General features: G+C 69.6%; 20 protein-coding genes and 1 tRNA gene. 1 reads left to right on the top strand and 20 read right to left on the bottom strand.

The window, feature by feature from the left end; genetic code table 11:
• Positions 1-2: 2 nt before the first annotated feature.
• The 16 genes from VFE28_14655 to radC form a co-directional block, all read right to left on the bottom strand.
• Positions 3-2108: a dehydrogenase E1 component subunit alpha/beta gene (locus VFE28_14655; GenBank protein ID HZM17239.1), complete on the bottom strand. Its 2106-nt coding sequence runs from the start codon at positions 2106-2108 to the stop codon at positions 3-5.
• A 117-nt stretch (positions 2109-2225) separates the two neighbouring features.
• Complete coding sequence (locus VFE28_14650) at positions 2226-2696, bottom strand: dTDP-4-dehydrorhamnose 3,5-epimerase family protein (GenBank protein ID HZM17238.1); 471 nt, start codon at positions 2694-2696, stop codon at positions 2226-2228.
• A gap of 55 nt (positions 2697-2751) precedes the next feature.
• Positions 2752-2838: transfer RNA gene (locus VFE28_14645), tRNA-Leu, on the bottom strand.
• An 18-nt stretch (positions 2839-2856) separates the two neighbouring features.
• Complete coding sequence (secG, locus tag VFE28_14640) at positions 2857-3261, bottom strand: preprotein translocase subunit SecG (GenBank protein HZM17237.1); 405 nt, start codon at positions 3259-3261, stop codon at positions 2857-2859.
• An 82-nt stretch (positions 3262-3343) separates the two neighbouring features.
• Positions 3344-4120: a triose-phosphate isomerase gene (gene tpiA / locus VFE28_14635; GenBank protein ID HZM17236.1), complete on the bottom strand. Its 777-nt coding sequence runs from the start codon at positions 4118-4120 to the stop codon at positions 3344-3346.
• A gap of 1 nt (position 4121) precedes the next feature.
• Complete coding sequence (locus VFE28_14630; GenBank protein ID HZM17235.1) at positions 4122-5321, bottom strand: phosphoglycerate kinase; 1200 nt, start codon at positions 5319-5321, stop codon at positions 4122-4124.
• Between the two features lie 51 nt (positions 5322-5372).
• Positions 5373-6371: a type I glyceraldehyde-3-phosphate dehydrogenase gene (gene gap / locus VFE28_14625; protein ID HZM17234.1), complete on the bottom strand. Its 999-nt coding sequence runs from the start codon at positions 6369-6371 to the stop codon at positions 5373-5375.
• 90 nt (positions 6372-6461) lie between these two features.
• Positions 6462-7343 (bottom strand): hypothetical protein, encoded by an 882-nt coding sequence (locus VFE28_14620; protein ID HZM17233.1) that lies wholly within the window; start codon positions 7341-7343, stop codon positions 6462-6464.
• Between the two features lie 169 nt (positions 7344-7512).
• Positions 7513-8433 carry a shikimate dehydrogenase gene (locus VFE28_14615; protein ID HZM17232.1) on the bottom strand — a complete coding sequence of 307 codons (921 nt, stop codon included), beginning with the start codon at positions 8431-8433 and terminating at the stop codon, positions 7513-7515.
• Positions 8433-9260 (bottom strand): prolipoprotein diacylglyceryl transferase, encoded by an 828-nt coding sequence (gene lgt / locus VFE28_14610; GenBank protein ID HZM17231.1) that lies wholly within the window; start codon positions 9258-9260, stop codon positions 8433-8435. Before lgt ends, VFE28_14615 begins: the two co-directional genes overlap by 1 nt.
• A 110-nt stretch (positions 9261-9370) precedes the next feature.
• Complete coding sequence (gene rodA / locus VFE28_14605) at positions 9371-10651, bottom strand: rod shape-determining protein RodA (GenBank protein HZM17230.1); 1281 nt, start codon at positions 10649-10651, stop codon at positions 9371-9373.
• Positions 10652-10653: 2 nt separating this feature from the next.
• Positions 10654-12510, bottom strand: a complete 1857-nt coding sequence (gene mrdA / locus VFE28_14600; protein ID HZM17229.1) for a penicillin-binding protein 2 — start codon at positions 12508-12510, stop codon at positions 10654-10656.
• Entirely contained in the window at positions 12482-12994 is a 513-nt protein-coding gene (gene mreD, locus VFE28_14595; protein ID HZM17228.1) for a rod shape-determining protein MreD, read from the bottom strand. The genes mrdA and mreD overlap by 29 nt, the downstream gene beginning before the upstream one ends.
• Positions 12991-13884, bottom strand: coding sequence for a rod shape-determining protein MreC (gene mreC, locus VFE28_14590; GenBank protein ID HZM17227.1), 894 nt, complete (start codon positions 13882-13884; stop codon positions 12991-12993). The genes mreD and mreC overlap by 4 nt, the downstream gene beginning before the upstream one ends.
• 32 nt (positions 13885-13916) lie before the next feature.
• Positions 13917-14951, bottom strand: a complete 1035-nt coding sequence (locus VFE28_14585) for a rod shape-determining protein (protein ID HZM17226.1) — start codon at positions 14949-14951, stop codon at positions 13917-13919.
• Between the two features lie 34 nt (positions 14952-14985).
• Positions 14986-15666 carry a DNA repair protein RadC gene (gene radC, locus VFE28_14580; GenBank protein HZM17225.1) on the bottom strand — a complete coding sequence of 227 codons (681 nt, stop codon included), beginning with the start codon at positions 15664-15666 and terminating at the stop codon, positions 14986-14988.
• Between the two features lie 332 nt (positions 15667-15998).
• Between radC and VFE28_14575 the strand changes: the two genes are divergently transcribed.
• Positions 15999-17204 (top strand): aspartate kinase, encoded by a 1206-nt coding sequence (locus tag VFE28_14575; GenBank protein ID HZM17224.1) that lies wholly within the window; start codon positions 15999-16001, stop codon positions 17202-17204.
• Between the two features lie 38 nt (positions 17205-17242).
• Here the strand turns inward: VFE28_14575 and VFE28_14570 are convergent, their stop codons facing one another.
• The 4 genes from VFE28_14570 to VFE28_14555 all read right to left on the bottom strand — a co-directional run bounded on the left by VFE28_14570 (position 17243) and on the right by VFE28_14555 (position 22430).
• Positions 17243-18484 (bottom strand): rhomboid family intramembrane serine protease, encoded by a 1242-nt coding sequence (locus tag VFE28_14570; GenBank protein HZM17223.1) that lies wholly within the window; start codon positions 18482-18484, stop codon positions 17243-17245.
• A 136-nt stretch (positions 18485-18620) separates the two neighbouring features.
• Positions 18621-19640 carry an NlpC/P60 family protein gene (locus tag VFE28_14565; protein ID HZM17222.1) on the bottom strand — a complete coding sequence of 340 codons (1020 nt, stop codon included), beginning with the start codon at positions 19638-19640 and terminating at the stop codon, positions 18621-18623.
• Positions 19641-19647: 7 nt separating this feature from the next.
• Positions 19648-20940, bottom strand: coding sequence for a GWxTD domain-containing protein (locus VFE28_14560; protein HZM17221.1), 1293 nt, complete (start codon positions 20938-20940; stop codon positions 19648-19650).
• Positions 20937-22430, bottom strand: a complete 1494-nt coding sequence (locus tag VFE28_14555; GenBank protein ID HZM17220.1) for a TolC family protein — start codon at positions 22428-22430, stop codon at positions 20937-20939. The genes VFE28_14560 and VFE28_14555 overlap by 4 nt, the downstream gene beginning before the upstream one ends.
• Positions 22431-22528 lie beyond the last annotated feature (98 nt).

The following is a 22528-nucleotide window of genomic DNA, read 5'->3' as shown; positions in this document are numbered from 1 at the left end:
CCTCAGTAAGAATGCAAGCGGCGCAAGGCCTCTTCGAGGTGCGCCTGCTGGGGCAGGATGAAATCCTCCAGCGGGGGCGAATAGCCCACCGGCGTGTCCGCTCCGGCGACGCGGAGGATCGGCGCGTCCAGCCACTCGAAGAGCTCCTCCGCCGCCCAGGCCGCCACCTCGGCGCCATATCCGAAGCTCAGGTGGTCTTCGTAGGCGACGAGCAGGCGCGAGGTGCGGCGCACCGACGCCGCCACGGCCTCGCGGTCCCAGGGCGAGAGCGAGCGCAGGTCGAGGATCTCCGCCTCGATGCCCTCGGTCTCGGCCAGCTTCTCCGCGGCCAGCGCCGCCCGCCGCACCACCGCTCCATAGGTGACGACGGTGAGGTCGCGGCCCGGCCGCACCGTGGCCGCCTTGCCGAAGGGAATGCAGTAGTCCGGGCCCGGGTCGGGGCCCTTGGCGTGGGGCTGGCGATAGAGGTGCTTGTGCTCGAGGAAGAGCACTGGGTCGTCGCAGCGGATGGCGGTGCGGAGCAGGCCGTTCGCATCCAGCGCGTTCGACGGCATGACGACGCGCAAGCCCGGGCAGTGGGCGAAGATCGTCTCCCCCGACTGGCTGTGGTAGACGGCGCCGCCTTGCAAGTAGCCGCCGATGGGAACGCGCATCACGATCGGACACGACCAGTGGTTGTTGGAGCGCCAGCGCATCATGCTGAGCTCGTTGCGGATCTGCATCATCGCCGGCCAGATGTAGTCGAAGAATTGGATCTCCACCACCGGCTTGAGGCCCCGCGTCGCCATGCCCACCGCCCGGCCGACGATGTTGGCCTCGGCGAGCGGCGTATTGAACACCCGGCGCGAGCCGAAGCGCCGCTGCAGCTTGTGGGTCACCTTGAAGACGCCGCCCTTGCCCGGCACCTCGTCCAGTTGCTCTTCCTTGCCGCAGTCGGCCACGTCCTCGCCGAAGACGAGGACCCGCGGGTCGCGCTCCATCTCGGCGTGCAGGCAGCGGTTGATGAGCCCCACCATGGAATCCGCCGCGCCCTCCGGAGCGGCAGGACGATCGAACTCGGGGCCGGTGGGATCGACACTGGAGTAGACGTGCAGCAACGCGTCCTCGGGGCGCGGTTTCGGCGCCTCCACCGCGCGGTCGGCGGCTTCGCGCAGCTCCGCGTCGACGCCGCTCTGGAACTCCTCCAGCTCCGCCTCGGTGGCCAGGCCTTCGCGCACCAGGGTGGCGGCGAAGCGCGGGATGACGTCGCGGGCCTTTTCCTCTTCGAGCTCCGCACGGGAACGGTACATGGCATGGTCATCGGACATGGAGTGGGCGTAGGGACGGGTGACGTGGGCGTGGACGAGCGCCGGGCCGCGGCGTTCGCGACAATAGGTCACCGCTTCCTTGCAGACGCGATAGCTCGCCAGGGGATCGCCGCCGTCCACATCGAGGACGAGGAGATCGGGATAGCCGCGCACCAGGCGGGAGATGTCGCCGCCGGCAGTCTGTTTCGCCACCGGCACCGAGATGGCATAGCCGTTGTCCTCGATGAGGAACACCACGGGCAGGCGCATGCAGCTGGCGCTGTTCAGGCCTTCCCAGAACTCGCCCTCGCTGGTGGTGCCATCGCCCAGGGAGACGTAGACCACCTCGTCGCGTTCGAAGCGCGCCTTGATCCCGAGCCGCCCGCCCTCGCCGGCCAAGTACATGCCGGCCTCGGCGCAGCCCACCGCCTGCAGCACCTGCGTCCCCGTGGGGCTCGACTGCGACACCACGTGCAGACTGCGGTGCCCCCAGTGGCTCGGCATCTGCCGGCCGCCGCTGGCGGGATCGTCGGCGGCGCCGGTGGCTTCGAGGAGCATCTCGTAGGGCGTGACGCCGAGGGCCAGACACAAGGCGCGGTCGCGATAGTAGGGGTAGAACCAGTCGTAGGCGGGACGCAAGCAGGCGCCCATGGCCACCAGGATGCCCTCGTGTCCCGCGCCACTGATCTGGAAGTAGATCTGGTTGCGCCGCTTGAGCTTGATCTCCTCGTCGTCGAGCCGGCGGGAGAGAAGCATGGTGCGGAACATGGCGAGGAGCTGCTCGCGGCTGAGACCGAGGGCTTCGAGGCTCTGGATCGCCATGACACCGTCCGCATCAAAGACTCGACATTCGCGCAGTATAGCATGCGGTCCGCGCACTGCCCGCCGCCGTGCACCGCGGGCGTTGCCCGCTCTTGCCGGGCGCTGCCGCCACCGTGTTCAGTCGAGGGCGAAGCGTCCCTCCGGATCGTCTTCCCAGCGGATCTCGTCCACCGGTTCGCGCCGCCCGGGGCCGGCATAGAGACGATCGGGACAGTTGATGACCAGACCTTCTTTCGTTCCCACGTTCTTGTAGGCATGCACCACACCGGCAGGAACGACGACGCGGGCCGGCTGCGATTCGCCGGCCTCGAAACGCATCCGCTGGCCGTGGGTGGGTGAAGCGGGGCGCCGGTCCCAAAGATAGATGCGGAAGTCCGAGGGTCCCATGAAGACGAAGACGTCGGCCTGGTCGCGGTGCTCGTGCGGACCGCGGGCGACGCCGGGATGGGTCTGCGAGACGTAGGCCATGACGGGACGCACGGAGATCTCGTCGTTCCGATAGATCTCCGCCAGCCAGCCGCGCCGATCCTGATGGAAGCCGAGAGGCGTCACCTCGACGCCGGCGATCGTGACTTCCGGAAGCGTCATGGCGCCTCTCCCTGCTAAACGGCGAGGACCGCGCGCAGCGGTCCTCGCGGTGCGGTGGTGCCGGAAGCGGGATTCGAACCCGCACGGGGTTTCCCCCGCTACCCCCTCAAGGTAGTGTGTCTGCCAATTCCACCATCCCGGCACGACTCCGCAACGCTGCTCAGTTCCCGCGCGCGGCGCTGTCCGCCGGCGCCGTTCCCGTTCCCGTGGCCGGCTGCAAGCCAATGCTGTCCAGGACGGCGCGCGGGTCGAGCTGCGTGCTCGACGGGGGCAGCTGCGTCTGCGCCGCCCGGGCGCGCGCCCGCTGCTGCAGGAGCCCCTCGGCGTGACCGCCGCGGCGGCTGGAGAGCACCGCCAGCAGGATCGACATGATCATGAAGGCGATGGCGAGCCAAGCGGTGGCTTTGCTCAGAAACGTCGCGGCACCGCGCCCGCCGAAGAGCGTCTGCGCCGCGCCGCCGCCGAACACCCCGGCCAAGCCGCCGCCGCGACCCGACTGCAGGAGGACGACGAAGACGAGGGCGACGCAAACCAGGATGTGGACGACCACGAAGAAAGGAAACACGCTTCTCTCCAGGGACTTCGGCCCGCGTACGCGGCGCCAAGGGGGTCGAGCCGGCCCAAGGTAGCATCGCCGGCCGGGCCGGTCAATGCGCTCCGCTCCCCCGGCCCGCCAGCTCGACGATGGTGAGGAAGTCCTTCGCGTCCAGGCTGGCGCCGCCCACCAGCGCCCCGTCCACGTCGGGCTCGGCGAGGAGCATGGCGACGTTCTCCCTCTTGACACTGCCGCCGTAGAGAATGCGCAAGGAATCCGCCACCGCGTCACCGAGGCGCGCGCGCACCAGAGAGCGGAGAAGGGCGTGCACCTCCTGGGCTTGGGCAGGGGTGGCGGTGCGTCCGGTACCGATGGCCCAGACGGGTTCGTAGGCGAGCACGAGCTGCGTCCACGCGGCGGCGTCGAAGCCCTCCAGACCGTTGCGCATCTGCGCCGCCACCACCGCCTCGGTGCGGCCCGACTCGCGCTCCGCCAAGTTCTCACCGACGCAAACGATGGGACAGAGTGCGGCGTCGAGGGCGGCGCGGACGCGCTTGCTCACGCTCGCATCGGTTTCGCCGAAGTGCTGCCGGCGCTCCGAGTGTCCGACGATCACGTGGGTGCAACCGGCGTCGCGCAGCATGGGGCCCGACACTTCGCCGGTCCAGGCGCCGGAGTTCTCCCAGAAGAGGTTCTGTGCCCCCAGGCCGATCGCCGTGCCTTGCAGGATCTCGCGCACCGCGGCGAGGCTGACGAACGGCGGGCACAGCACGACGCTCGCGGCCTCGCGACCGCCGAGGAGACCGTTGCGGATGTCGAGCGCGAGCTTGGCCGCCGCCTGCGGCCCGCAGTGCAGCTTCCAGTTGCCGGCGACCAGCGGTCGGCGCATCTCAGACGTCCGTGAGCGCGACCACGCCGGGGAGCTCCTTGCCTTCGAGGAACTCCAACGAGGCGCCGCCGCCGGTGGAAACGTGGCTCACGCGGCCGTCGAGGCCGAGACGGGCGATGGCGGCGGCGCTGTCGCCGCCGCCGACGACGGTGACCGCACCGGCCTCGGTGGCCCGCACCATGGCGCGGGCGATGGACTCGGTGCCGGCGGCGAAGGGAGCGATCTCGAACACGCCCATGGGGCCGTTCCAGAACACCGTGCGCGCCTCCTGGATGCGCTTGCCGTAGTCCTCCATCGTCTTGCGGCCGATGTCGACGCCGATCCAGCCCTCGGGGATGTCGGTGACCAGGACCGTACGGGTCGGACTGCCGGCGGCGAGCTGCTGCGCCACCAGCGTGTCCTGCGGCAGGAGGAGCTTGAAGCCCCGTCCCTTGGCCTCGCGCAGCAGGGACTTCGCCGTGTCCAGCATCTCCGTGTCCACCAGGCTGCCGCCGACTTCGTACCCCAGGGCGCGGAAGAAGGTGTAGGTCATGCCGCCGCCGACAAGGAGCGCATCCACTTTCTGGAAGAGACGCTGGATGACTTCGATCTTGCCCTGGATCTTGGCGCCCCCCATGACGGCGATGAAGGGCCGCTGCGGTTTCTCCAGGGCCTCGCCGAGATAGGTGAGCTCCCGCTGCAGCAGCAGACCGGCGGCGCATTGTTGCAGATAGCGTGTCACCCCCACCGTCGAGGCATGGGCGCGGTGCGCGGAGCCGAAGGCATCGTTGACGTAGACGTCGTCGGCGTAGCTCGCCAGCGTCTTGGCGAACTGCGGGTCGTTGGCCTCTTCGCCGGGATGGAAACGGAGGTTCTCGAGGAGCAGCACTTCACCGGGTTTGAGATTGTCCACCAGCATGCGGGCTTCGGGGCCGGCGCAATCCTTGGCGAACTTGATCGGCGCCTCGAGATCGAGACAGAGCCGGTCGGCCACGGGGCGCAGGCCGTAACGGGGATCCGGCTTGCCCTTCGGTCGCCCCAGGTGGCTGATGAGAACGGGGCTGCCGCCCTTTTGCAACAGCAAGCGCAGGGTCGGCAGACTGCTCTGGATGCGGCGGTCGTCGGTGATCGTCCCCTGGGGGTCCATGGGGACATTGAAATCCACCCGCACCAGGACGCGCTTGCCGCGCACCTCCAGATCGGCCACACCCAGCTTCGCCACGCTCGATTCCCCCCCAACACCAGGAGCCGCCGGCGCGGCTCCGGGGCCGCTTCAGAGCAAGATCTCGAGGAGCTCCGCCATGCGCTTGGCATAGGCGAACTCGTTGTCGTACCAGGCCACGACCTTCACCATGGTCTTGTCCAGGACCGTGGTGGAGAGGGCGTCGAACACCGACGAATGGGGGTTGCCGATGACGTCGCTCGACACCAGCGGCTCCTCGGAATATTCGAGGATGCCGGCGAGCGGCGGTTTCCCCGCCGCTTCCCGCACCGCTTGGTTCACCTGTTCCTTGGTGACCGGCCGGCGCAGCATCGCCACCAGATCGACGACGGAGCCATCGCTCACCGGCACGCGCATGGCCATGCCGTCCAGCCTGCCCTCCAGCTCGGGCAGCACCTTGGTGACCGCCACCGCGGCCCCCGTGGTGGTGGGGATGATGTTCACCTGCGCGGCACGGGCGCGGCGCAGATCCTTGTGCGGCAGGTCGAGGATGCGCTGGTCGTTGGTGTAGGCGTGCACCGTGGTCATGAGGCCGCGCTCGACCCCGAAGGCGTCGTGCAACACCTTCACCACCGGCGCCAAGCAGTTGGTGGTGCAGGAGGCGGTGGAAACGATGTGGTGCTTGCTCTTGTCGTAGAGGTGGTCGTTCACGCCCTTGACGATGGTGAGGTCCTCGCCTTTCGCCGGCGCCGAGATCATCACCTTCTGCGCTCCCGCCTCGAGGTGCTTGGCAGCCGCCTCGCGCTTGGTGAAGAGACCGGTCGACTCGATCACCACTGTCACGCCGAGCTCGCGCCACGGCAGCTTGGCGGGATCCTTCTCGGCCAGCACGCGCACCGATTTGCCGTCCACGAGCAAGGCGCCGTCGGCGGCTTGGACTTTGCCCCGGAAGGCTCCGTGCACCGAATCGCGCGCCAGGAGGTGGGCCAGCGTCGGCGCATCGGTGATGTCGTTGATGGCGACGATCTCCACCCGCGGGTTGCCGTGGAGATGGCGGAAGACGAGCCGCCCGATGCGGCCGAAACCATTGATTCCGACCTTGAGTGCCATGAATTCCCTCCGCTCGCGGCCGCGCCGCGATGTCGTGAGCCGCAGAAGTCCTGGGCGTACGCGTCCCGGCGCGGCGCCTCGAGCCGTCCATCACCCGTTGCCCTCGCGCCTTGCTTCTTCTAGCACAAATTCTGCGCCGATCCCAGGCCTGCTTCCCTGGGACCAAGCGACGCGCGCGCTGCACACACAGAGCACGGCGGTGCGCGCCGCCGGCACACCCAGGGCGGCAAAGGCGGCGGTGGTGGTGGCGCCCGTCGTCACCACGTCGTCCACGAGCACGACCAGACCGGCCCCGGCGGGCACCGGCGCCACACGGGCGAAGGCGCCTTGCACCGCCGCAGCTCGCTCGGCGTGCGCCAGCGCGGCGAGCGGCGGCGTGGCGCGGCGGCGCACGAGCAGGTGTTCGTGCACCGGCATCCCGAGCCTCTGCCCCACCTCCCGAGCCAGAAGAGCGCTCTGATCGAAGCCGCGTTCGCGTCGTCGCTGCGCATGCAGAGGCACCGGGACGAGGAGAGCGTCGGGGGCACGGGCGGCAGGCGCGGCGCGCGCCAGGCGGGGTCCGAACCATGCCGCTAGCTCCACCGCGCCGCCGTACTTGAAAGCGTGCACCAGGGCGAAGAGTTCCGGCGTGGGGGCGAAAGCGCTCCACACCGGCACCGCCTCTCCCGCCCCGCCGGGGGCCGGCGGCCGCAGCCCGCGCGCACAACCCGGGCAGAGCAAGCGGAGCGGCACGGTGAAAGGTCCGGCGAGAGGGCGGCGCAAGCCGCCGTTGCACAGCCGTGAGGGCGGAACACCCGGCGGCGCGTGGTCCTCGGTCTCTAGATTGCGGCGGCAGTGCAGGCAGGCAGCGGGCAAGAGCGCCGCGACCAGATCGTCGACAACGCTTTGCACCGGGCGCTGGATCGCTTGGCACCAGCGCTCCAGCAGGGCCCGGCGTCGACGCTGCGCACGCTCGGCGACGCGATCGGTCACAGGATGTTCTCCCTGGGGGCCAGCGGTGCACGAAGGGTTGCGGCGGCGTCACCTGCCCGTGGCGAGCGCATGGAGGCGCGAGCAGGGCACGTGTCGAGCGACGAGCGCGCAGGAGCGCGCGCGAGGAGCGTCCGCCGCAACCCTTCGTGCACCGCTGGCCCCGAGCGAATCACGAGAGGCCGAGGCTGCGGCGCATGACGTCGAGAGGAGGCGCGAGGCCGGTCCAGAGCTGCAAGGACCGCGCCCCCTGGTGCAGCAGCATCCCGAGACCGTCGCTGTGGCGCAGGCCGGTTCGCTGCGCTTCCCGCAGCAGCGCCGTGGGGTGCGGCGCGTAGACGGCGTCGAAGACGAAGAGCTCCGGCGGGGCGCCACGGAGCGACAGCGGGCTCGGATCCGCGGCGCGGAGTCCCAAGCTCGTGCACTGCAGCAGCACCGCCACCGCGTCGAAGACATCCGCGGGCGCCGGATCGAGCGGGCCGTGCGTGCACGGCGGCAGCTTCCCGGGCCACACTGCCCCGACCGCCTCGAGCAGTTCGCGGCCCCGCTCGGGGCGCCGCGCCAGGACACGGATCGACGCGGCTCCGGCGCCGAGAGCGGCGACGACGGCGGCGCGCGCCATGCCACCTGCACCGAGGACGAGGACCGGCACGCCGGCGAGAGAGACGCCTGCCTCCTCGAGGCTCTGCCGCAGTCCCGGGATGTCGGTGTTGTGGCCACGCCAGCCGGCTTCCCCGCCCGGACCGAGCGAGGGCATGAGGACCAGCGTGTTCACCGCCCCGGCGAGCCGCGCGGTCTCGTCCAGTGCCTGCAGATGGGAGAGCACCGCCCGCTTGTGCGGCAAGGTGACGTTGGCACCGCCGACACGGCCTGCCGCTGCCGCGCGGCGCAGCGCCTCCAGGGCCTGCGGCAGGTGCTCGGCTTCCAGGTCGGCGGCGAGGTACACCGCGTCCAGGTCGAGAGCGCGCAACGCCGCGGTTTGAAACACGGGAGAGAGCGAGTGTGCCACCGGATGGCCGAGGAGGACGAAGACGCGCGTGCTCGGCCCGCCGGCGTAGCGCAGCGACCGCGGTCCGAGCTGTAAGCGCTGCATCACCGACTGCCGCCGGCGCGGGCGGCTTCCTCCGCTGCCGGGGCCGCGACGCCGCCGGCCTGGGGCACCTTGTGACCGCGGATGGCGGCGAAGAGCAGCACCCCGACGAGGCAGGAACCGATGCTGAGGATCTGGTTCACCGTGAGCGGCCCCGCCACGTAGACATTCGCCTCGTAATGGCGGAAGAAATCGAGGACGAAGCGGCCGACGCCGGCGAGGACGAGGTAGAGGGCGAAGACCTGACCTTCGCGCCGCGGGCGGCGATCGTAGAGGAGCAACACGCCCAAGGTGAGGAGGCCCTCGAGGGAGGAGTAGAGCTGCGTCGGATGCAACGGCGTCTCGCCGAAGAGCCGGCCGCCGAAGGTCGCTTGCGGGAAGACCACGCCCCAGGGCAAAGTGGTCGGCTTGCCGTAGCAGCAGCCGTTCAGGAAGCAACCCACTCGGGTCAGCATGAGACCGAGGCCCAGACTGGGAGCGACGACGTCGGCCAAGCGCAGGAACGACAGATCGCGCCGGCGCGCGTACAACCACGACGCGACCATGGCGGCGAGAACACCGCCGTACATCGTCAAGCCGCCGCGCCACACCGCGATGACGTCGATGAAGGAGCGCATCTCCGCCAGATGGAAGAGCACGTACATGAAGCGCGCCCCGAGAATGGCGGCGAAGACGATGACGAGGGAGGTGTCGTACACCGCTTCGGGGCTCAGCCCGCGCCGCGGTGCCCGCCGCGCCGCCAGCCAGATGCCGCAGAAAAAGGAGACCGCCAGCAGGAAGCCGTAGGAGTGCAGTTCGAGCGGTCCGATCTTCACCAAGGTCGGGTGCATGCGACCATCCTAAAGCCGGCGCCGCCTGGCGGCGCAACCCCGCTGCCTCGGAGCCCCCTGTCAGGACCCGGACGAGGCTGCAATCTTTTGCCACACAATCAGTTATCTTCTCAGTATTCCCTCCAACGGGCCCCCAGGTTGAGGAGGACGCCGAGGAGGAACAGGGTCACGAGCAAGGAGCTGCCACCGTAGCTGACGAGAGGCAGGGGGATCCCCGCCACCGGAATGAGACCGACGGTCATCCCCACGTTCTGCATGACGTGGAACATGAGGTAGGCAGCGATGCCGAAGGCGGTCTGGCGGACGAAAGCGTTCCGCGCCCGAGCGGCGAAGGCGAGCCCGCGCAACACGATCACGGCAAAGAGGCCGACGACGATGATGCCGCCGATGAAACCGAACTCCTCGCCGACGACGGAGAAGATGAAGTCCGTGTGCCGGGCGGGCAGGAACGCCAGCTCCTTCTGCGTCCCTGCCATGAAACCCTGGCCGAGGAAGCCGCCGGCGCCGACGGCGATCTTCGACTGCGCCACGTGGTAGCCCTGCCCCAGCATGTCCATGGCGGGATTGAAGAACGACTCGATGCGCTGCTGCTGGTAGGGCCGCAGATGCCCCCACAACCACGGTTCGAGCAGGTGGATCGAGAGGTTGACGACGAAGAGGCTCAAGTTCTCCCAGAGGTAGGTCCGTTGCCACAGGTTGAAGGCGAAGATGACGACAACGAACACCAGCCAGGGCCACCAGAGGTGCTCCTGCGTGCGCAGGTAGAGATGCATGAGGAAACCCACCGCCGGGGAACCGAGGAGGATGATGTGCCCCGGCCGCAGACCGCGCCAGAAGAGCATGGGGATCAGGATGGCGAAGAACACCAGCGCCGTGCCCAGATCGGGCTGCTTGAGGATGAGCGCTACCGGCGGCAGTACGATGAAGAAGGGCACGATGAGGCTGCTCAGACGGTTGCCGTTCCCCTCCCGCGCCGCGAGGTAGCGGGCGAGCACGAAGATGAGCGCCACCTTGGCGAACTCCGAAGGCTGGAACTGGACCGGCCCGAGGCGGATCCAGCGCTCCACCTCGACGCCGGGATGGACGAACAACACCAGCACGAGGAGCAGGAAAGAGCCGCCGTACTGCAGCCAGGCCGAGGCCTCCAGGAGCCGGTAGGGCGTCCAGAAGCCCAGGTAGAGGGCGCCGAGACCGAGGACGATCCACGCGATCTGCCGGTAGAAGATGCTGGGCCCGACCACGAGAGTCTGGTGCCAGTCGCCGTGCACCCGCGCGTGGGTGACACTGTACAGCGTCACCAGCGAGATGCCGAGGAGCGCCAGGATCGCCACCAGGGCGGGACGATCGACGCGCTCCGCGAAGCGCCGGTGCCCGAGGACGCCTTCGCCCATGCTCACAGCGTCGCCTCCCGCACCAACCCCAGCTTGCGCAGCTCCGGCAGGCGCCGCCAGTAGGCGTTGCCATCGTCCTCGAAGCCGAACCAGTGGGAAACGATCTGCCGCACGATGGGGGCGGCCACCGCGCCGCCGTGGCCCGCACGCTCGACGATGACCACACCGGCGATGACCGGGTGGTCCTGGGGCGCATAGAAGACGAACCAGGCGTGATCCTCTTTCTTCCCCGGTGTTTCCGCCGTGCCCGTCTTGCCGCAGACGAGGAGCGACTCCGGCAGCGCTGCATGGCCGGTGCCGTGCTCCCCCACCACGACCTGGAGCATGGCGCGCTGGAGGAAGCGCAGCGCCTGGGTGCTCAGGACGTCGTGCTGCGCCACCCGGGGTGTGGTGGTGCGCAGCACGCGGCCGCGCGCATCGACGACGCGATCGATGATCTGCGGCACGACGAGATCGCCGCCGTTGGCCACCGCGGCCGCCACCCGGGCGAGCTGCAGCGGCGTGACCAGGACCTCGCCCTGACCGATGATGCAGTTCACCGCCAGCGTCGTCGTCCAGCCCCGCGGGCCGAAGACGCGGTTGTAATAGGCGCTGTCGGGAATGAGGCCATCGTCCTCGGGGAGGGCGAAGCCAGTGCGGGCGCCGAGGCCGAGCTGGCGTGCCGTCGCCGCCAGATGGTCGATGCCGAGGATCCGGGCATGCTGGTAGAAGTAGACGTCGCAGGACTGCTCGAAGCCTCCCAGCAGGTTCAAGCTGCCGTGCCCCGATTCCTTGTGGCAGCGGAAGGTGCGGTTGCCCACCTGGTACCAGCCGGGGCAACCGGGGCGGTACTGGTTCACGCTGACGACATGGTTGTCGAGCAACGACGCCGCGGAGATGATCTTGAAGGTGGAGCCCGGCGGATACGCCGCCATGGCGTAGCGGTTGAAGAGCGGCGTCAGCGGATCGTTGCGCAGCACCTCGTAGTCTGCGGTGGAGATGCCGACGGCGAAGCGGTTCAGGTCGTACCCGGGCTTGCTCACCGCCGCCAGGACTTCGCCGGTGTGTACGTCCAGCACCACCGCCGCGCCGGCCTTGTCCGGCGGCCAGAAGCGGCTTTCGATGGCGTGCTGCAGCTCGAAATCGATGCTCATGTAGACGTCGTTCCCCGGCAGCGGGGGCTCGGCCCGTTCCACCAGCTCGAAGAGCTCCTGGCCTGAAGCGTTCACCTGCACCCAGCGCTTGCCGTCGGTGCCGCGCAGATCGTCCTCGCTCAGGGCTTCGACGCCAGACTTGCCGGCCACGTCGCCCAAACGATAGGCCCGCGGCCCGGTGGAGCTGTCCACCTGCGCCTGCGTGACCTCGCCGACATAGCCGAGCACGTGGGTGGCGAAATCGCCGAAGAGGTACCGCCGGCGGCCGCGCGCCTCGAGGAAGGCCCCGGGATACTGCTGCCGGTTCTCCTCGAAGCGCGACACCTGCGCCTTGCTCAAGTTACCCAGGACTTTGATCGGTTCGTGGCCGCGCCGGCGGCGCTGCGTCTGCCAGCGGCTGCGCGCCGCCGTGGTGTCCACCCCGAAGTCCCGCACCAGGGAATGCAACAGCTCCCCGTGTTCCATGGATTCGGCGGGGACGAAGAGCTGGTACTCCGCCACGTTGTCCACCAGGCTCTTGCCGGTGCGGTCGCGCAGCACGCCGCGCGGGGCGATGACGCGCTTGACCCGGAACTGGTTCTCCCGGGCCAGGCGTTCGTAGGTGCGATGCTCGAGCACCTGGATCTGGAAGAGCCGCACCAGGACCAGGAGGAAGGCGGCGACGACGATGACGTAGGCCGACTGGATGGTGCGCCGCTCAGCGGTTCGGGAGTTGTGAACGGCCAAAACGGTGCAACCTCCTTCCCGGCATCGCGCCCAGGAGCAGCGCCAGCAGCGCGCCCACGCCGGCGGTGTAGAGAGCCGACGGCACGGTGTGGGTGGCGAGAGCGAGGAAGATCTCCGAGAGCACCAGACGGCGATGGATGGTGAGGTAGACCACGTCGTGCGCCACCGCCGCGACCCCGAGCACCAGAGCGCAGGATGGCGCGGTGCCGGCGTCGAAGCGGCCGCGCATGGCGCCGACGCCGTGACCGACCAGACTCTTGGCGAGGGCGTTGAGGCCGAGGAAGCCTGGATTGGTCAGGTCTTGCGCCAGGCCGATGAGGAACCCCGCCACCGTGCCGGTGGCGGCGCCGCGGGAGAGGGCGATGAGCGTCACGGCGATGAGGGGCAGATCCGGGCGCACGTCGCCGATGCCGAGATAGGGCACCACGGTGCCCTGCAGGGCCAGCGCCAGATACGCAAAGAGGATGGAAGCGAAAGCGCTCATGGCACGCTCCCCGGGCGGGCCCCGCTGGCCTGCTGCGCTTCCGTCGCACTTCCCGCCGACCCCTGCAACAGCGGCTGGTCTTCGCGCCGATAGAGCGCTCGTTCCTCCCAGTCCACGTCGCGTGTGACGACGAAGACATCGCGCAGGCTGCCGAAATCCACATGGGTGCGCACGTCGATCTGCTTGAACAAGCCGTCGAGGGAGATGCCCACGCGGGTCACCACCCCCACCGGGATGCCGCGCGGGTAGTCGCCGAGTCCGGAGGTGAGGAGCGGATCCCCCACCAGGACGTCCTCGACGGCGTCGACCCGGTCCAGGGTGAACTGGTTGCCCCGCGCCCAGCGCAGGATGCCGACGACGCCGCTACGCTGATCGGTGACGCTGATCGCCATGTCCGGGCTGGCCAAGGTTTCCAGCAGCGAGCGTGTCCCGGTCACCTGCCGCACCCGCCCCACCAAGCCGGCGTAGGCGGCGACGGGCATGCCGGCGTAGAGGGAATCCTTGGAGCCGCAGCCGAGCTGCAGGGCGGTCTGGAAGGAGTCGGTGGTGCGCCCGACGATTTCGCAGGGCTTGAGGTAAGGGAAACGATCGCGGGAGAAGCGGGCGACGCGGCGCAGCTCGGCGGCTTCGTCGCGCAGCTGCAGGAGACGCTGGCGCTCGAGATTGAGACTGGCCACCAGCCGCCGCAGCTGCTCGTTCTCCCGCCGCAGCAGCAGGGCGTCTTCGGTGCCCCGCGCCACCGCTTGCACCGGGGCATAGAGGCTGAGGCCGAGGAGGCGCGCCAGATCTGCCTGCGTGCCCTGGTCCAAACCGAGGCACAAGCAGGAGAGCAGCACCGCCACGGCCAGCAGCGTGCGGTCACGGTGGCGACCGAAGAGAGATCGGAGCACCGCCCCCACCCTTCCCTGGCGTCACCTCGGCGTCAGTCGCGTCCCGCCGGGATCAGCACCTTGTCGTAGTACTCGAGGTTGTCGAGGATCTTGCCCGTCCCCAGCACCACACAGGACAACGGATCGTCCACCGTGTTGATGGGGAGGTTCGTCTCCTCCTTCAGCAGCGTCTCGAGCTCGCGCAGCAGCGAGCCGCCACCGGTGATGACGATACCTCGGTCGACGATGTCGGCGGCCAGTTCCGGCGGGCAGCGCTCCAGCGCCAGCTTCAGCGCCTCCACGATCTGCATGACCGGTTCGCGCAAGGCCTCGCGGATCTCCACCGAGGAAATGCGCAGGGTCTTGGGGATGCCGGCGACGAGATCGCGGCCCTTGATCTCCATCTCCAACTCCTCCGGCAGGGGCGCCGCGGAGCCGATGGTCTTCTTGACGTTCTCCGCCGTCAGGTCCCCGACCAGGAGGTTGTAGGTCTTCTTGATGTGCTGGACGATGGCCTCGTCCATCTCGTCGCCGCCGACGCGGATGGAAGTGTCGCAGACGATGCCGTCCAGAGCGATGACGGCGATCTCGGTGGTGCCGCCGCCGATGTCGATGATCATGTTGCCGCTCGGGCGGCTCACCGGCAGGCCGACGCCGATGGCGGCGGCGATGGGCTCGGCCACCAGGTAGACCTCGCGGGCGCCGGCGTGCTGCGCCGAGTCGCGCACCGCGCGCTTCTCCACCTCGGTGATCCCCGAAGGCACGCAGATGACGATGCGGGGTTTGACGAAGCGCCGCTTGTTCTGCGCCTTTTTGATGAACTCGCGTAGCATGATCTCGGTGATCTCGAAGTCGGCGATGACGCCGTCCTTGAGCGGCCGCACCGCGGTGATGTGATCCGGGGTCTTGCCGAGCATGGCTTTCGCATCGTTGCCCACCGCCACGACCTTGTGGGTGTGGTTGTCCACGGCGACGACGGAGGGTTCGTTGAGGACGATCCCCTGGCCCTTCACGTGCACGACGGTGTTCGCCGTCCCCAGGTCGATCGCCACGTCGTTGGAGAACCAGCTCGTCATTTTCTTCATCATCGTCCCCGTTCCTCCGCCGGCCCGGGAGGGGCCATCAGCAGTGCCCGCTCGCCTTCAAGCTCTCGAACGTGCCGTCCCCGATGATCACGTGGTCGAGCAAGCGGATCCCCACGAGATCACAGCAGCTCTGCAAGCGCCGGGTGAACTCGATGTCCTCGCGGCTCGGCTCTGGGTTGCCGGTGGGATGGTTGTGGGCCACCACGAGCGCCGCAGCGCTGGCCTGGATCGCCGGCTTCAGCACCTCGCGCGGGTGCACCAGTGAAGCCGCCAGGGAGCCGATCGCCACCGTCACCATGTCGATCACCTGATTCTTCGTCGTCAGCAACACCGCGACGAAATGCTCGCGGTCCAGATCACGCAGCGCCGGCTGCAGCAGGCGCGCCACCGCTGCGGGACCGTCCACCGCGCGCCGCCGCAACGGCCGTCCGTACACCGTGCGCCGCCCGAGCTCCAGGCACGCTTCCAGAATCAGAGCGTGCTCGCTGCGAGCGCCAGGAACGCGGCCCAGCTCGGCGCGCGTCGCCTGGGCCAGGGTGCGGAGGTTTCCGAAATGACGCAGGAATCGCTCGGCAAGCTGTGCTCCGCCCCCGCCGCACCCTTCCAGCACCCACGTCAGGAGCTCACGGTTCGAGAGATGGCGCGCTGCAGACACTGCCGGCGGCCGACCCTGGCTGCCCTCGTGCAGGCTCGTCGGGAGGCGCACGGAGGGCTTCACGCAACCCCTCTCGCGATCATGTAACCGCTTGTCTTCAAAGCATCTACGTTCCTGCGGACGCTACCATGGAAGCGCCTGGACCGCAAGCGCTTTTCGAGCCGCGGCGGCGCGCCGGCGGGGAACAGCAAGAAGCGTGCTGCCGCCGGCGGAGAAAGCGACATGGCGCGAGGCGGCGCCGGCAACCACGGTGACGGCCGGATGCTGCCGCTCTTGTCGGCTTGCGGAAGCGCGGCGAGCCCGCGCTGCCCGCATCGCGCCGGGGGCGGCGGCGTAGCGCGGCGCCGCCGCAAAGCGCTTGACGCTGGCATGGGGCGAGTCGCCAGAATCGGCCCGTGCAGCTCCTGGTGCAGAAATACGGTGGCACGTCGGTGGCCACGACGGATCGCATCGTGCACGTCGCGCGCCGCATCGCCGACGCCAAACGCGAAGGGTTCCAGGTGCTGGTGGTGGTCTCCGCCATGGGGCACCACACCGACGAGCTCTTGCGCCTCGCCCGGCAGGTGGCGTCGGCGCCACCGCCCCGGGAGCTCGACATGCTGCTCACTGCCGGGGAGCGCATCTCCATGTCGCTGCTCAGCATGGCGCTCCAGGTGCAAGGCCACGACGCCGTGTCGTTCACCGGCTCCCAGAGCGGCATCATCACCGACACCCGGCATGCGGACGCCCACATCCTGGAGGTGCGGCCGCAGCGGCTGGAGCAGGCCCTCGCCGCCGGGCGCATCGCCATTGTGGCGGGTTTCCAGGGCATGAGCCTGGAAAAGGAAATCACCACCCTCGGGCGGGGTGGCAGCGATACGACGGCGGTGGCGCTGGCCGCGGCCCTCGGTGCGGTGCGCTGCGAGATCTTCACCGACGTGGAAGGGGTCTACAGCGCCGACCCGCGTCTGGTGCCGCGAGCGGCCAAGCTCGATGCCCTGGGGCACGACGAGATGATGGAGCTGGCGGCGCAGGGAGCGCGCGTCCTGCACCCGCGTTGCGTCGAGATCGCCCGGCGCTTCGGGGTCACGGTGCACGTGCGCTCGTCCTTCACCCAAGCGAAGGGGACGGTGATCGGAGCGATGGAGAGCATCGAGAAGGTGGTGATCCGCGGCATCGCCTGCGACGAGGAGGTGGCGACGCTGACGGTGGCCGGCGTGCCCTCGGGGCAGTGCGCCGCCTTGCTCGAGGCGCTCGGCAGCCAAGGCATCGCCACCCGCGTGGTGGTGCAGACCGGGCACGGCGACAGCGGGGAGCTGGTCTGTCTGCTGCAGCGCGACGATGCGGTGCGCGCCGCGGCGGTGCTGCAGACACGCTTGCGCCAGCTGCCGTCGGCGCGACTGGTGCAGGACCACGAGGTGGCGAGCCTCGCCGTGGTGGGTGAAGGGATCCAGAGCCACCCGGGGACGACGGCCGGGATCCTGAGTGCGCTGGCGGCGGAAAACGTTCCCGTCGCCCTGGTGTCGAGCTCGGCGCTGGCGATGATCTGCGTGGTGCCGCAGCGGGATGCGCGCCGGGCGGCGCGGGCACTGCACACCCGGCTCGGCCTCGACGCTCCCTAGCCTGAAGCGGCGGCGGTGGCCCCGTCGCTGCAGCTCGCTCAGGTACGCGTCCCGCGGCTGCGCGTGGGGCGCTGGGCCGCCAGAGCCCACCGTGCCATCTCCGCTTCCGGTGCGGCGGGATGCTGGAGGAGGAGCTCGACATAGTGCGGCCGGGCCTGCGCCAGGCCGGAGCGCGCCTGGGTCAGGCGCGCCAGGCGGAAGAGGGCGAAGGGCACGGCGGGCTCGCCTGGATAGGCGCGGAGATAGTGCCCATAGACCCGGGCCGCCGCTTCGTCCTTGCAGCCCCGTTCGAGGACTCTTCCCAGCTGCAGCTGCAGCGGCGCCGCCAGGACGAAGTCCGGATTGCCGCGCGCCGCTTCGCGGTGCGCTTCTTCCAGCCGATCGAGGCGCTTCTGCAAGGCGAAGCCGGCGCAAGCGCGGCGGAAATGCGTCTCCGCCTCCCCGTGCCGGGCGGTGAGACGAAAGCTGCGCGCCAGCTCCAGATGCCCTTCGGGATCCTCGGGACAGCGGCGTACATAGGCGAGGAACTCCCCCTGCGCCGGGTACCAGGCGGCACTGCCGAAATGTCGCCGCCCCTGCTGCAGGTGCTGTTCCGCGGCCCCTTCGCCGCGCAGGCCGAGGAGCCAGCCCATGCCGATTCCCGCCATCAAACCACCGAGGTGTGAGCCCACCGCCACCGAAGCCGCCGCACCCTGGAGCTGCGCCGCCGCCAGACCGAGCTGCAGCAGGAACCACAACCCCACAGCGGCGAGCACCGGCAGCGTGCGCGTACCCGCTTGGGTGTAGGCCTGCAGTGGCAGAAAAGCCCAGTAACCGACGCGCAACCTCGCCCAGTGCAAGCGCACGAGGAATACCCCCAGGAGCCCGGAGAGTGCACCGGAGGCTCCGAGCACACCCCAACCGGCGGTGTCGGGGAACCAGAGAAGCGCCATCGCTCCCTGCACCAGATTCCCGGCCACGTGACACACGGCGAAAACGGCGGCGAAACGCCAGGCGCCGAGCCGCGCCTCCAGCGCCGGACCGAAGACTCCGAGAGCGAGCAAGTTGGAGGAGAGGTGCAGCCAGTCACCGTGCATGAAGGCGCTCGACAGCAAGGCGGCGAGCGTGGGGTGGGCGGGAACGTAGATGAGGCTCTCTTGGTGGGCCAAGAACCAAGCGGGGTCCAAGAGAGTGACGGCGAAGAGGAGGAGCGCCGTTCCCGCCAAGCTCCAGGTCAGCCACACCGGCCGGGTGGGGCGGACGTCGAGGCCGAGCGGATAGTAGAAGAAAAAGTAGAACACCCGCGGCACTCCCTTCGGGTTGCCGCCGGTGCAAGGCGGGGACCCTTCGGGAAGTGTGGCAGCAGGGCGCGGGATGCCGCGGTGCGCGCTCTCGCAGCGCAGGCTTTCGCGCCCCTGGGGCAAGGACCCCGCCGCGTCACCGCGGCGGGGGCAAGAGCCGGCGGCCGCCGCGCAGGATGGCAGCGAGCTCCGGCGCGTGGAGCGGACTGTCCGGCGCGAGCGAGTCGCGCCGCACCTCGCCGCGGGCATGGATGAAGCGGTGCGCGTCGAGAGCAACGCCGACGTGGCCGATGCGCTCCCGCCCGAAGAAGAGCAGATCGCCGGCGGTGAACTGCTGCACCGGGACGCCGCAACCGAACTGCTGATCCGAATCCCTCGGCAGCGGCACGCCGTGGAGCGCGAAGGCGAACTGCACCAGGCCGGAGCAGTCGAAACCCTTCGGACTCTTCCCGCCCCAGAGATAGGGCACGCCGAGAAAACCTTGCAGCATGTCCAACAACGACGGCGCCGCCGTCTCCCAGAGCCCGCTGCCCGGGCGCAGCGCTTGCCGCCGCACCCAGCCCACGGCCCCGCCGGGAAGCTCGATCTCCACCCAGTCGTCCCGCTCCTGCCGGCGGACGACAGCGGTGCCGAGCGGGCTCTCGGCTACCGGCGCCGCGCCGGGCCCGGGAGTCTCGCGCAGGCGCACCAGGGGCGAGGCGATGCGCGCGTCCGTCCGGGCGGCGAAGGCCGACGGCACCGCGGCGTCGGTCCAGCGCAGGTGCCAGTCCCGCACCCAACCGAGATAGCCATCGGGCAGGCGCGCCAGCAGCCAGCCTTCCTCGTGTAGCAGCGGCTCCAACACCTCTCCTTGCAACGCCTGGGTGGTCTGCGCTGCTTCGTGCTTGGGTTCGGCGCGCACCTCGGCGACGCTCGCCTTCACCCAGGCGCGCTGCGCTTGCAGCTCCGGGGCGGGAAGGAGCACCACCTCGACGCGGCTGCCTGGGAACTGCTGCCGCAGTGCTTCCTGTCCGCGGCGGGCGAAGCTCGCCTCCGTCGCCTCCAGCTGGACGCCGCCGGCGGCGGGACGCAAGCGCCAGAAATGGCCGCGTGGATCCAGGCCTTCCGCCGCCAGGGCGGCGCGGATGCTCGCTTCGAACGGAGCCAGGTCTTGCATCGCTCTCCTAGTCGTCCGCGGCGTTAGTGCGCTGCAAGGTGTACTCGCCGCGCCCGTCGCGATCGACGAAGACGTAGACGGTGTTGCTCGCCGCGTAGGTCCAGCGTTCGATGCGGTCGAAACCCTCCGGATTCGCCATGCTGTCCACCCGATCCGGAGCGCCGCGGGCAATGAAGACCCGGCCGCGGTCGGTGTTCCAGCCCGGCGCCGTGACGCCGAAGCGGAGGTTGGCCTGGCGCACCCGGGCCAGGGCTTGCTCGCGCACTTCGTTCGCCGGCGTGCTCGGATCCGGATCGCGGCGGCGCCAGAGTTCCTGCCAGAGTGACTCGCGCCGCTCCGGCGGCGACGCGGCGAGCGAGTCGGCGGCGCCCGGCGACAGCAGCAGACGGAGCAGCGCCAGCTCTCCGGAGCCCGGCCCGAGGCCTGCCAAGTCGTACAGGGTGAGGGCGAAGGACTGCGTCGCCGCGGCGGTCCGCTCCCCGCTTCGCACCTGCAGAGCGAGCTCGTGCTCCCCCAGGTCTGCCATGGGGAGGTCGAGGGCGAACGGCGTCACCAGACCCTCTCGCGACAGCTTCCGTGTTTCCGGAACCGCCGCGGGCGCCGGCACGTTCGTCGGGGCCTCCAGGGCGCGGACGCTCCAGGAAAGCTCGTACTCCCCCGCTCCGGCGGGGGCGAAATCGTAGATCGCGCCCTGCACCTGCACTGGGGCGCTGCTCGCATCGTACGTGCCACCCAGGAGGAGGCGCTGGCAAGGAGAATCGGCCGCAGGCTCCCCGCCGGCGGGTCGCGCCAGGAGGATGGGTTCGCCCAAGAACAGCGCTGCCGGGGTGGGGGTGGGAACGGTGAACCGCCGGTGCCATGGCGCCCCCCAGGGTCGCCCCTGCACCAGGACGCTGAGCTCCAGGTCCTGGGCTCCGGGCCCGGTGGCGAGATCCACGCACCAGCGCAGCTCGCCGGGGCCGGCGAGGTCGGTGACGGCGAGCTGGCGCGCCCAGGCTCCGTCACCCAGCCGCTTCCCCGAGCGGCTGCGGATGATGCCGCTCAGGACCAAGCGCACCACGCCGTCGCCCCCTCCTAGCGCCGCCAGCTCGCGGCGCGGCAGGGAGGCGCTGATGCGGTAGAGCGGGCGGTCGCTTTCCGTCCACGCCAGCTGCGCGGCGAGGAGGGTGGAGAAAGGCGAAGGCTCGGAGAGCCGCGCCGTGCCGGCGCAACCGGCCACGGCGAGCACGGCCAGGGCCGCGAGCCCGTGGTCGCCACGCCGGGTCCAGGCGCCCTTACCCGTCGCCCACCGCCGGCTCACAATTCGGCGAGCGGCCTTCCCGTGGCCCGATTCAGCCGGGCGCGGGAGATGCGGTAGTCCACGATGGCCTGCACTTCCGAGGCGCGCGTCGTGGTCAGATCGGACTCCGCCGTGGTGACGTCCAGGATGGTCCCGGCGCCGACGCGGAACTTCTCCTGCGCCAGACGCAGGTCCTCGCGGGAACGTTCCACGTTCTCCCGCGCCACGGTGTAGCGCTCCCGTGCTTCTTGCATCTCGTTGACGAACTCGCGAATCTCCCGCACTGCATCCAGCTCCACCTGGCGGCGATTGTACTCCGCCACCCGCTGGTTCGCCTTGGCCTGGCTGATGTTCGCGTACACCTGGTAACGGTCGAAGACGTTCCAGTTGGCGAAGAAGGCCCAAGAACGATTGCGCGTCTTCTGGGCGCCGAAGCGGAACTGCGACTCCTGGTCCGTATAGGCCACGTCGTAGGAGAAATCCAGCGAGGGCAAGAGCGGTCCGCGGGCGACGACGACGCGCTTGCCCTGGGCTTTCTCGACCTCGCGCAACGATTGCACATCCAGGCGGTTGTTGCGGGCGAACTGCACCTCCGCGTCGAAGTCGACGGTCTCTTCTGGGATCGTCGCCAGTGTGGTATCGATGCCGAAATCCGGTTGGTGGAACAGGTTCATGCTGTGCACCAGATTGGCCCGCCCCTGGCGCTCGCCGTTGCGTGCCTGCACCAGGGTCAACCGCGTCTGCCCGAGCTGCACCTGGGACTTGAGGACGTCGCTGCGCGCCGCCGATCCCAGCTCGTACAGCGCCTGGGTGCGATCGAGCTGTTCCTGCGACACCTTCACGGCGTCCTCGGCGACGTCGAGCAGGAGCTGGGCGCGGAGCAGATTGTAGTAGGACTCGATGACCGTGGCTTGCACGACGGTGGAGGTGTACATGGCATCGAATTCGTCGGAGCGAACGGCGTTGTTCGCGGCGCCGATGCGGTAGTAGTTGGCGAAGCCGTCGAACAGACGGATCGACGAGGAGATCTGCACCTGCTTGAACTTCGAAGTCTCGTCGACGTCGCCGAGGTCGACGGTCTGATCCACCGGGTTGGTTCCGAAGGTGAGGGTGTCGCCATCGGTGGTGACGACGCTCTCGATGTTGGTCGGCACCGACGTCGTCTGGGTGACGTCGAAGTCCGTGCGTGTCGCCCGCTGCAGGACAGCCTGCGCATTGAGGTCCGGTCCCAGGGCGAAGATCGAGGCGGTCCGGGCCTTGCGCGACGCCGCCAACTGGGCCTGCCGGCTACCCAGCTGGGTGCTGCCCGCCATGGCGATGCGGATGGCATCGGAGAGACGGAGGAAGGACGGCACCTCGACCTCTTCCGTCGCCGGCCCCGGCCGCGGCACCGGCGCAGGGAGCGGCGGGGTCTGCGCCCCGGCCGGCCGGCCGGCGCCGGACACCGCCAGGCAGACAGCCAGGAGAGAGGTTGCGACAGCCACGCGGCGGCGCATCTTGCACCCAGTCATCGGCGGATCACCTCTTCCAGTGTGGGAGCGGGCGGGGACCCCCGCCCGACGGGTTTCCAATCCTGGCCGCCAGCCGCGGCCTCCTCCTAGTACGTGCA

The organism is Candidatus Krumholzibacteriia bacterium (genome assembly GCA_035649275.1).
GTDB lineage: Bacteria > Krumholzibacteriota > Krumholzibacteriia.
This window is presented reverse-complemented; position numbering and strand designations above follow the sequence as displayed.

Excerpts from the sequence above, each read along its gene's own strand:
- VFE28_14655 (HZM17239.1), bottom strand. The coding sequence starts at position 2,108 with ATGGCGATCCAGAGCCTCGAAGCCCTCGGTCTCAGCCGCGAGCAGCTC.
- VFE28_14650 (HZM17238.1), bottom strand. The coding sequence starts at position 2,696 with ATGACGCTTCCGGAAGTCACGATCGCCGGCGTCGAGGTGACGCCTCTC.
- tpiA (HZM17236.1), bottom strand. The coding sequence starts at position 4,120 with ATGCGCCGACCGCTGGTCGCCGGCAACTGGAAGCTGCACTGCGGGCCG.
- gap (HZM17234.1), bottom strand. The coding sequence starts at position 6,371 with ATGGCACTCAAGGTCGGAATCAATGGTTTCGGCCGCATCGGGCGGCTC.
- VFE28_14615 (HZM17232.1), bottom strand. The coding sequence starts at position 8,433 with ATGCAGCGCTTACAGCTCGGACCGCGGTCGCTGCGCTACGCCGGCGGG.
- lgt (HZM17231.1), bottom strand. The coding sequence starts at position 9,260 with ATGCACCCGACCTTGGTGAAGATCGGACCGCTCGAACTGCACTCCTAC.
- rodA (HZM17230.1), bottom strand. The coding sequence starts at position 10,651 with ATGGGCGAAGGCGTCCTCGGGCACCGGCGCTTCGCGGAGCGCGTCGAT.
- mreD (HZM17228.1), bottom strand. The coding sequence starts at position 12,994 with ATGAGCGCTTTCGCTTCCATCCTCTTTGCGTATCTGGCGCTGGCCCTG.
- VFE28_14585 (HZM17226.1), bottom strand. The coding sequence starts at position 14,951 with ATGATGAAGAAAATGACGAGCTGGTTCTCCAACGACGTGGCGATCGAC.
- VFE28_14565 (HZM17222.1), bottom strand. The coding sequence starts at position 19,640 with ATGCAAGACCTGGCTCCGTTCGAAGCGAGCATCCGCGCCGCCCTGGCG.
- VFE28_14555 (HZM17220.1), bottom strand. The coding sequence starts at position 22,430 with ATGACTGGGTGCAAGATGCGCCGCCGCGTGGCTGTCGCAACCTCTCTC.